This is a genomic window from Saccharopolyspora sp. NPDC050389 (assembly GCF_040655595.1).
GTDB lineage: Bacteria > Actinomycetota > Actinomycetes > Mycobacteriales > Pseudonocardiaceae > Saccharopolyspora.
This window is the reverse complement of sequence record NZ_JBFAKG010000100.1, coordinates 16,100-25,283: the sequence shown is the minus strand read 5'-3', so window position 1 is coordinate 25,283 and position 9,184 is coordinate 16,100. Positions and strand designations below refer to the sequence as shown.

At 71.4% G+C, this 9,184-nt stretch carries 7 protein-coding genes; all 7 read right to left on the bottom strand.

The window, feature by feature from the left end; translation table 11 throughout:
• Nucleotides 1–78 precede the first annotated feature (78 nt).
• Genes AB0I53_RS41050 through AB0I53_RS41020 form a run of 7 tightly spaced genes read right to left on the bottom strand, consistent with a single transcriptional unit; the run spans nt 79 to nt 9,049 of the window.
• A complete protein-coding gene (locus AB0I53_RS41050; protein ID WP_358614467.1) occupies nt 79–2,025 on the bottom strand; it encodes a condensation domain-containing protein in 1,947 nt (648 codons plus the stop codon).
• Nucleotides 2,022–3,164 carry a class I SAM-dependent methyltransferase gene (locus AB0I53_RS41045; protein ID WP_358614465.1) on the bottom strand — a complete coding sequence of 381 codons (1,143 nt, stop codon included), beginning with the start codon at nt 3,162–3,164 and terminating at the stop codon, nt 2,022–2,024. Before AB0I53_RS41045 ends, AB0I53_RS41050 begins: the two co-directional genes overlap by 4 nt.
• Nucleotides 3,154–4,494, bottom strand: coding sequence for a class I SAM-dependent methyltransferase (locus AB0I53_RS41040; RefSeq protein WP_358614463.1), 1,341 nt, complete (start codon nt 4,492–4,494; stop codon nt 3,154–3,156). The genes AB0I53_RS41045 and AB0I53_RS41040 overlap by 11 nt, the downstream gene beginning before the upstream one ends.
• Nucleotides 4,484–5,869, bottom strand: coding sequence for an ATP-binding cassette domain-containing protein (locus tag AB0I53_RS41035; protein ID WP_358614461.1), 1,386 nt, complete (start codon nt 5,867–5,869; stop codon nt 4,484–4,486). Before AB0I53_RS41035 ends, AB0I53_RS41040 begins: the two co-directional genes overlap by 11 nt.
• Complete coding sequence (locus tag AB0I53_RS41030; RefSeq protein WP_358614459.1) at nt 5,866–6,645, bottom strand: ABC transporter permease; 780 nt, start codon at nt 6,643–6,645, stop codon at nt 5,866–5,868. The genes AB0I53_RS41035 and AB0I53_RS41030 overlap by 4 nt, the downstream gene beginning before the upstream one ends.
• Nucleotides 6,642–7,559: an ABC transporter permease gene (locus tag AB0I53_RS41025; protein ID WP_358614457.1), complete on the bottom strand. Its 918-nt coding sequence runs from the start codon at nt 7,557–7,559 to the stop codon at nt 6,642–6,644. The genes AB0I53_RS41030 and AB0I53_RS41025 overlap by 4 nt, the downstream gene beginning before the upstream one ends.
• A complete protein-coding gene (locus AB0I53_RS41020; protein WP_358614455.1) occupies nt 7,556–9,049 on the bottom strand; it encodes an ABC transporter substrate-binding protein in 1,494 nt (497 codons plus the stop codon). Before AB0I53_RS41020 ends, AB0I53_RS41025 begins: the two co-directional genes overlap by 4 nt.
• Nucleotides 9,050–9,184: the final 135 nt, after the last annotated feature.

Sequence of the window (9,184 nt, the reverse complement as noted above, 5' to 3'; positions counted from 1 at the left end):
TGCCCGTCCGCCGGGGCGCCTCGCCGGTGAGGCGGTAGCTCGCCCACTGCGCCGCCTGGGCCGTCGGCTCGTCCTCGGTCAGCGTTCGGGTGCGGCCAGCGCGGCGAGGCCGGAGATCGTCGGAGCTTCGAGGAAGTCCCGGACCGCCACCGCGATTCCCTTTTCCCGGGCGAGTTTTCCGAGCACTCGGACCGCGAGCAGCGAATCGCCGCCCAGGGCGAAGAAGTCGGACGCGCGGTCGACGCCGCTGATCGCCAGCATCTCTTCCCAGACCTCGGCGATCGTTCGTTCGAGGTTGGTTCGCGGTGCGCCGGGCTCTTCGGTCCGGTCTTGGCGTTCGTACCGGCCGATGCGCAGTTCCTCGGATTCCGGCGCGTCCGCTGCCTCGGGCAGCGCTACCGGCGCCTGCCAGCTTCCGGGTTCGGCGAGCGTGTGGACGATACCGGTCAGCTCGCGGAACATCGCGTCAACCGCAGCGGTGTCGAAGAGTTCGTCCACCAGCGAGAACACCAGGTACATCTCGTCGCGCAGCTCGAACATCCGCACTTCCAGGGCGACCTGCGGAGTGCGCAGCTGCTGGTGGTGGTCGGCCATGTCGATGCGCCCCAGCGGGCCGGCGGTTTCCGGCACGCGTTCGCCCATGGCCGCGTCCATCCCGAGGGTGCTCTGGAAGACGATGGGAGCGACGGGGCGGTGCGTGCCGCGCCGTCGGCCCAGTTCGCGGGACACCTCGACGCCGCTGATCAGGTTGTGCGCCGCCGATTCGCTGAACCGGCGCTGGTTGTCGGCGGCGAGTTCGGCGAAGGTGGCGCCTTCGGCCAGCTCCACCGGGATGAGCATCGTCGAGGCGAACGCGCCGACGATGCGGTGCACGTCGGGATGCAGCGGCAAGCGGTTGAGCTGCAATGAGTTCAGCAGCATGCGGCGGTGGCCCGCTTGGCGCGCCAGCACGACCGTGTAGGCAGTGAACATCGCCGCCGACGGTGTCACGCCGTGCGCGGTGCACTGCTTCCGGAACGCGGCCCAGGTCTCGGCGTCCACAGTGGTCTGACGGGTGCCCATGAGCTCCGGCCGCACATCGCGAGGGTCGGCGACCAGGGGGAGGGCGGGCGGAAGGGGGAACTCGTCGAGCCGGTCCCACCACCAGTCGCGGTCGGCCTCCCAGGCGTCGGTGTCGGGCAGGGTGGCTACCGATGTGACGTAGTCGCCGTAGTCGACCTCCAACGGGGGCAGCATCGCGTTCCAGTCGGTCACCAGGGCGAACAGGTCCCGGTAGAAGACGTTCGACGACCAGCCGTCGATGATCAGCAAGCTGACCGCGTTGTGGAGGCGGGCGCGGTCGCCCGGCAGCAGCGTCAGGCGCATCGTCATGCCGGGACCGTACGCGGGGTCTGGGCCGTTGGTGCTCATCTGCGACCGGATGGCTGCCACCGTCGCGTTGGCCTCGTCCTCGGAAGTGTCCCGCAGGTCGATCACTTCGACGGTGGGCACGGCGTCGGGGTCGTCGGCGGCCAGGATGCGCTGCCGGCCGTCGGGCAGCACGCGGGCGCGCAGCGTGGGTTGGTGCTGCACGAGTCGGCGCAGCGCGTCCTGGAGTGCTTCGGGTGCTTCGTCCGGGTCGACGTCGGTGAGCCCGATGTCGACGTAGTGGTGCGCCGATTCGTAGGACAGCTCCCAGCCGTCCTGCTGCCCGACGAAGTAGCCCTGCTGCAACGGCAGCAGCGGGAACGGTGCGCTCGGGTCAGGGCGCCGGGACACCTCGACCGGCAGCGCCCGATCGCTGGATGCTCCGGCGCTGCGGCGGGCTACCAGGTCCGCCAGTTCGGCGAGGGTGATCTCCACCCGGACGTCGGAGAGGGCGAGCGCCACGCCGAGCTTCCGGCGGACCAGGGCGGACATCCGCACGGCGAGCACCGAGTCGCCGCCGAGGTTGAGGAAGCTCGAATCCGGCGGAATCTCGTCCAGGCCGAGCAGCTCGGCCCAGATCTCGGCCAGCACGGTGCTGATATCGGGTTCGGTGGTCATGGTTGCTCCAGTTCGTCGTTTCGGGCGGCGAAGACGTGCTGGCCGAGGGCGGCGAGCGGATGAGTCGGGTCGGGCAGGTCGAGCTGCGGGGCGAAGCCGGCTGCGGTCAGCTCGGCCAGCCACTCGTCGCGGGTCAGGAAGATCCGGTCGGTTCCCGCCCGCACGTCGGTGGCACCGGGTTGCGGTTCGCCCTCGCGCGGGGACATCAGGAACTGCATGGACGTCATGGCCTGGTAGTGCTCCCGGCACGACTCGATGACCACGAGCAGCCCGCCGGGTGCCAGCAGATCCCGCAACCGCGCCAGCACTTGTCCGATGTGGACTGAATTGTGCAGGACGTTTGCGGCGAGCACGACATCGGCGGACCCGGATTGCACGGGCTCGTCGGAGTTGATGTCGAGGATGCCGTAGCGGAGCCGGTCGCCGAACCGCTGACGTCCGGCGTCCAGGAAGAACTCGGACACGTCGGTGAACAGGTAGTCCACGGCCTCGTCGGCGAGCGCCGGCACCACGGCGGCGGTGGTGCCGCCGATACCGGCTCCGAGCTCCAGCACGCGGAGCGTGCCACCGGCGCGCCGGCATTCCCCGCGCAGCAGGTCGACGGCTGCCGCGTTGAGGTAGCGGTTGATGACGTTGTCCTTGTAGGCGCCTTCGGCGGTCGTGAGATCTCCGTCGGGGAACAGCAGCGCCTGCACAGCCACCTCGTCGCGAAGCAGACGTGGGAGTTGCTCGATCGCCGTCAGGAAGAACCGGGCCATTTCCGCCGGATATCCCAGACCGCGCGCGGCTTCGTCCACGAATGCGGCGGCGTCGGCCGCCTCGGATCGGCCCACGGCGCGGAGGTCGTGCACGAATCTCGTGGTTTCGTCTCGTTGCAGCAGGCCCTCGTCATTCAGGGCGGTGAGCCAGCGGCGGAGGATCCAGCGGTGCCGGGGCGCGACGCGCAGCCGGTCAGCGATCTGGTCCCAGCGGTGGCTGACCCCGGGCCGGAACAGGCCGTTGCGGCCGAGGGTGCGGGCCATCGCCAGCAGGGCGGCGTGGTCGAGCTGCCGCATGAAGCCGGGCAGTGCGGTGGTGTCGACGTCGTTGATCGCGGTCGCGGCGGATCGAGTGACCTGGTCCAGGGTTTCAGCACGCATGGTGCTCGCCCGGGTCGACCGTGATCGGCACAAGCGCGTGGCCTCCGCGACGCAGGTCCCGTCGGGCGACCTCGGCGAGCCTGCGGCGAACGAATCCGCGCAGCGGCTCGTGCGCCTTGCCTGGTCCGGGGATCTCCTGGACCGGTCGGGCGGCCGACATCGCGGGTGCGATGACTTCGAGAAACCGCGGATCGGTCGGGTCCAGGCAGACCACGGCGTCCAGGTCGCCGATGGCGTGGTGCAGCTCGGCGGCGGTCGTGCCGGCCTCGGTGTTGAGCAGCTGGTTGGGGATCCGTGCGACTCGCGCCGGGGAACCGTCGACGCGGGCGCGCAGGGCCGCGACCCGGTTGCCGGAAGGGAGGTCGGGCCATCGGATCACGGTCGGTGCCACGGTAGGGGTGCTGGGATCGACGTGGAGCACGGCGTCGAAGCGGTAGCGGGTCAGTTCGGTGTCGGCGCGCATGGTCTTCGCGAAGGTGGCCATCCGGACCTCGCGGCCCGCCTCCGCGGCCAGTGAGGCCAGCAGCGGCGCGTCGAAGAGCAGTTCCTCGTCCCGGTCGACCCGTTCGTCCAGCTCCGCGTCCGTGGCGGTGGCGTCGAGCCAGCGGTGGTGGTCGCGCAGCAGGCCGGCGTGGCGGACGTCGCCGATGATCACGGTGCCGCCGGGGGCGACCACGTCGATCGCGTCCTGCACGACCGCGCGCAGGTATTCGACGCTGGGGAAGCACTGCGTGACGGAGTTCAGCAGGACGCAATCCGGCCGGGCCCCGGAAAACGCGGCGGCGATGGCGTCCTGCACTACAGCGCTGCGCGCCTCGTGAGCGGCGGCCTGCACGATGACGGCACCGTCGGGCGCCGATGTGGACAGCTTCCGAACCGCATCGGAAGCGACGTCGGTGCCGACGTACGCGTCGACGTGCGGATGCAGGCGGTGCATGAGCATGCCCGTGCCACAACCGAGTTCGAGCACCCGCCGGGGTTTGTCGCGCAGCACGAGTTCGACGGTGTGGCGCAGCCAGTCCTTCATGTGCTCCACCGGGAAGGGCTCGCCGGTGTCCGACGCCCGCCAGCCGGACAGGTCCAGGTCGTCGGCATGCCGCCCGGAGGCCTGGGAGTAGGTCCAGTCGTAGACCTCGCTCCACTGGTCGAGGTGTTCGGTGAGCAGCGCGCCCGGTTCCGGCCGCACGGCGAGCGCCGCGCGGGCCGGGACGAGCCGCACCGCGTTGCCGGCTACTTCGGCCGCGGCGATCCACGGGTGGGCGCTGAGGTGCTCGGCCGCCCGCCACAGCGCGGCTGTGCTGTCTTCGGGCACGGGGTCGTCACCGGGCACGGGTTTCCTCCGATCGGTCGGGAATGGTGGGGCGCAGGCCGCGTTGGTGCAGCCGGAGCGTGCGATCGGCGCGGTCGGCGACCGTCCGGTCGTGGGTGACCAGCAGGACAGCGAGGCCGTCGGTGCGTAGCCGGTCGAGGAGATCAAGCACGTCGTGGGCCGTGGCCTCGTCGAGCGCGGACGTGATCTCGTCCGCCAGCAGCACGTCGGGCTCGGCGGCGAGCGCTCGCGCGATGGACACGCGTTGGCGCTGCCCTCCGGAGAGCTCGCGTGGAAAGCGTTTCGCGGCACCTTCGAGCCCAACCATGCGCAGCAGTTCATTGGCTCGTTTCCGTGCGGCAGCGGGAGAAACGCCGTGTAGCACCTGTGCGGCCCGGGCGATGGCGGTGCCGACGCGGTGCGCTGGGTTGAGCGCGCCGGCAGGGTCCTGGGCGACGAACTGCACGGCGCGCAGTTGCGTGCGGGACCGGTGTTCGACCCGGCCCGGGAAGGGTTCGCCGCGCCAACGGAGTTCGCCCGCATCGGCAGCGTGCAGGCCGGCCAACGTCCTCAGCATGGTGCTCTTGCCGCATCCGGACGGTCCCAGCACGGCGACCAGTTCGTGCTCGAAGAGATCGACGGAACTGCCTTGGAGCAGCGGCGTGCCGCCCTGCGAGATCGTCAGATCCGATGCCGATAAAACCGGTGCGGCCGATCTCTGTTGGCTTGTTCGCGGTGGGGTGGTCGTCCTCGCTTGCCCGAACGAGATGACGCGATCGCTCACCCTGGTCACGAAGTCCTGGTCGTGGGAGACCAGTAGCGTCACCGAACGTCCGTCACCGCGCCGCTTCGCGATCGCCCGCACGATCAGTTCGAGGGCATCCGGGTCCAGCCCGGAAGTCGGCTCGTCGAGCACCAGCAAGGCCGGATCGCCTGCCAGCGCTCGGGCGAGGGCGACGCGTTGCGCCTGCCCGCCGGAAAGTTGACGTGGGAGCCGCCGCCACAGCTGGGCGCTGTCGAGTCCGAGGTCGTCGAGCGCCCGCCGGGCCAGTGGCGCGTCCGGTGCGCCTTCGGCGACCAGGGAATGCACTCGCTGCAAGGGATTCAGCGCGGCGGTGGGGTCTTGGCCGACGATGCCCGCCGTCCGGTGCCGCCAACGCCGGGCGGCCCGTCCGGGCAGGATCGTCCTTCCTGCCCAGCTAACCGTGCCATCGGCCCGGCGCAGTCCGGTCGGCAGGGCGTCCAGGATTGCGCGTAGCAGGGTGGATTTCCCGCTTCCGGACGGACCGACGACCGCGACGACTTCACCGGCGGCGGCGTGCAGTGAGAAATCCGAGATCACGGCGCGTCCCTGCCTGTCGAGCACGGTCATGTCGCCGACTTCCAAGCCGCTCACGCCGGCCTCCTGTCGAGCAGCGACGCCGCGCCCGCGACACCGGCTGTCAGCACGGCCAGGGCGACGGCAGGGGCGATCACACCTGCGGGGTTGAGGCCGGACCCGGGCAGGTTCTCGCGGATCATCAACGCCCAGTCGGCCGTTGGCGGTTGGGCGCCGAAACCGAGCAGGCTCAACGCGGCCGCGAGCTGCACGGCGACCACGAATCGCATGCCCACGTCGGCCGAGATCAGCCCGGCCATCGATGGCAGGACTTCCCGGATCAGCAGCGCCGCGTCGCGTTCGCCGCGGCAGCGCGCCGCCTCGACGTACCCGGAGCCGCGGGCCAGCCGGGTGGCGTCCCGGACCACCCGCAGCGTCAGCGGAGTACCGCCGCAGACGGTCGCGGCCACGACCGCGGCGTCACCGGGCAGCGAAACCGCCAGCACCAGTGCGACGAGCAGCAGCGGCATGGCGAGCAGCACGTCGGCGAGCGCGGTCAGCAGCCGGGAAGTCCAGCCATCGGACCAGCCGGCGATCAGCCCTCCGGCAACGCCGAGCGAGGTGGCCACCAGCGCGGCGAGCATCGAGATCAGGACCAGGTCGCGGCCTCCGGCCAGCACCCGGGACAACACGTCGCGGCCGAGGCCGTCGGTCCCCAGCAGGGCGGTCGTGCCCGGAGATGCGTGCGGTAGGCCGATGATCTCGGTCGGGAGGTGCGGGGCCAGGAACCCGCCCAGGACGGCCGCGCACGCCGCGGTGATCGCAAGGCCGCAGGCCGTGATCGTGCGCTTCATGAGGTGCCACTCCGAACCACGTCGGCCAGCCACAACCCGGCGAGCACGACTGCCGCGCCGAGCAATGCCACGGCCTGCACCGTTGGCACGTCACGGCTGGCGACGGAGCTGACGAGCAGCTCGCCGAGGCCGTTGTAGCCGAACACGGTCTCCACCACCGTGGTGGCCGCGATCAAACCGCCGCAGATGACCGCGAGCACGCGGAGCACCGGCGCGAACAAGAACGGGAGGACGTGCCGGGCCGAGACGCGCCAGCGTGGCACGCCGCGCAGGACGGCGTCCTCGACGTGCGGGAGCCGCCGCACGTCCGCCACCGCCCCGGCGAGCAGGCCCGAGCCGAACGCCGCCGCCGGAAGGGCCAGCGACAGCGTCGGTAGCACGAGCAGTTCGGGTCGCTGCCACGGCGACTGTCCAATGGGGAGCAGCGACACCCTGGGCAGCCAATGCAGCAGCCCGGAGAACAACGCGACCAGTGCTCCGGCGACCACGACCTGCGGGACTGCGGCGGCAGCCGCGATCGCGCCGCCGGCCGGAGACCGCAGGCGCGGTGAGCTTCCCACCCAGGCCGCCAGCAGCATGAGCGGCAGCGCGACGAGCAGTGCGCACGCGGTCAGCGCCAGGGTCGCGGGCAGCCGTTCCGCGATCAGGACCGCCACGGGTCGGTCGCTGATCAGCGACCGACCCGCGTCAACGTGCAGCAGACCGGTCAGCCAGCGGCCGAAGCGTTGCCAGGCCGGATCGTCCAGCCCGGTCAGCTCGCGCAGCCGGGCCAGCTCCGCATCGCTTGCCCGGCCACGGGTCCTGGCCTCGGCCGCGTCACCGGGCAGCAGCTCGGTCGCGGCGAAGACCAGCACGGCGACCGCGAACAGCAGCAGGGCGCTGCGCGCGGTCGAGCGGATCAGCGACGGGATCACGTGGCGTTGATCCGGACCTGGTCGATGAACAACCGCTGGAATCCCGGTCCCGTGGGCAGCCCGGCCACCTGCGGCCGCGCCAGGTCGAGTCCGTCGCCGGCGCCCCACACCAGGTAGCCGCCTTCGTCGCGCACCTGCTGCTGCAACCGGCCGAGCCGGGCGCTGCGCCCGCCCGCGTCGGGGGTGGCCAGCGCCGCGTCGAAGCCGAGGTCCCAGTCTTGCCGGTGCCACGCGGTCTCGTTCGTCGGCGACGTCGACAGCAGCGCCACGCGTGCGACGTCGAGGAACGGGATGCCGCCGAGGTAGCTGACGTAGAAGTCGGCCTGCGAGTAGACCTGGGTCCAGTAGGTGTCCTGCGGTTCCACCTGCACGCGGATCCGGATGCCGGCGGCCTTGAGCTGATCGGCCAGCAGCGTCGCGGTGGTGTCCATGCCCGGGTAGGCGGTCGTGGTGCGCAGCGTGAGATCCAGCCCGCCGGCGTGTCCCGCCTCGGCGAGCAGCTGTCGAGCTCGGTCGAGGTCGCGCTGGCGCTGCGGTGGTGCCGGTGCGGTCGGGTCGGCGGGGGTGAGCACGTCGTTGCCGACCACGCCCTGGCCGAGGAAAACGGTGTCCACCAGCTGCTTTCGGTCCACGGCGAGCTTGATCGCCTCGCGGACGCGGGGGTCGTTGAACGGTGCCCGGTCCAGGCGCATGGCCACCGGGTACACCGTGACCGCGGGCCGGTGCACGACCTGCAGACCGTCCTGTTCGGACTGCCGGGCGGTCGCCGGATTCACGCTCCCGGCGACGTCGGCCTGCCCGGCGGCGACCGCGTCGGCCCGCGCCTGCGGATCGGCGATCGCGCGGATCTCGATGCGCCGCAGCGGCGGGCGAGGCCCCCACCAGCGGTCGTTGCGCTCCAGCACAGCGCTGGCGGCGTCGCCGCCGGCCATCTGGAACGGGCCGGATCCGGCGACCGGGTTGCTGAAGTCGGTGCTGCCCTCGGGCACCACGAAGGTCGCCGACTCCAGTGCCTTGCCGACCTCGGCGAAGGGTTTGCGCGTCGCCAGGTTCAGGGTGTGCTCGTCGACCACAGTGGACGCTGCGAGGTCGAACATGGCCATCCGGCCGTAGTTCTCGGCGGCCTTGTCCTGCATCCGGCGCAGTGAGAACAGCACGTCCGCGGCTCGCACCGGTCGGCCGTCGGTGAAGGACGCATCCGGACGCAGCGCAAGAGTCCAGCGGGTCTGCGTCGTGTCCGGCGTCCAGGAGGTGGCCAGCCGAGGCTGCGTGCTGCCGTCCGCGCCGGGCACCGTGAGCACGTCGTAGAGCAGCGCGAAGCGCATGGCGTCGGACTCGTTGCCGAGGCCGCCGTGCGGATCGTTGCTGGCCGCCGCAGGAGCGCCGACAGCCGCGTAGCGAAGTGTGTCGGCGGTGCTGTTGCCGGTGCAGCCGGTGGCCACCAGGGCGGTGGCCAGGGCTGCGCCCAGGACGAACTGTCGTCGTTGCATCGAGGTCCTTCGTCGGTTCGGGCCCGTGGGGGGGCCCGCGGGGCAGGGCGCCCGGCACCCCGCCCGGGGTTTGTGAGAGGTACCCCCCCCGGGTTAAGGGCAGGGTGTTGGGGGCCGCGGACCAAGACAAATCAC

Coding starts and splice junctions, on each gene's coding strand:
- AB0I53_RS41030 (WP_358614459.1), bottom strand. CDS start 6,645: ATGAAGCGCACGATCACGGCCTGCGGCCTTGCGATCACCGCGGCGTGC.
- AB0I53_RS41020 (WP_358614455.1), bottom strand. CDS start 9,049: ATGCAACGACGACAGTTCGTCCTGGGCGCAGCCCTGGCCACCGCCCTG.
- AB0I53_RS41050 (WP_358614467.1), bottom strand. CDS start 2,025: ATGACCACCGAACCCGATATCAGCACCGTGCTGGCCGAGATCTGGGCC.
- AB0I53_RS41045 (WP_358614465.1), bottom strand. CDS start 3,164: ATGCGTGCTGAAACCCTGGACCAGGTCACTCGATCCGCCGCGACCGCG.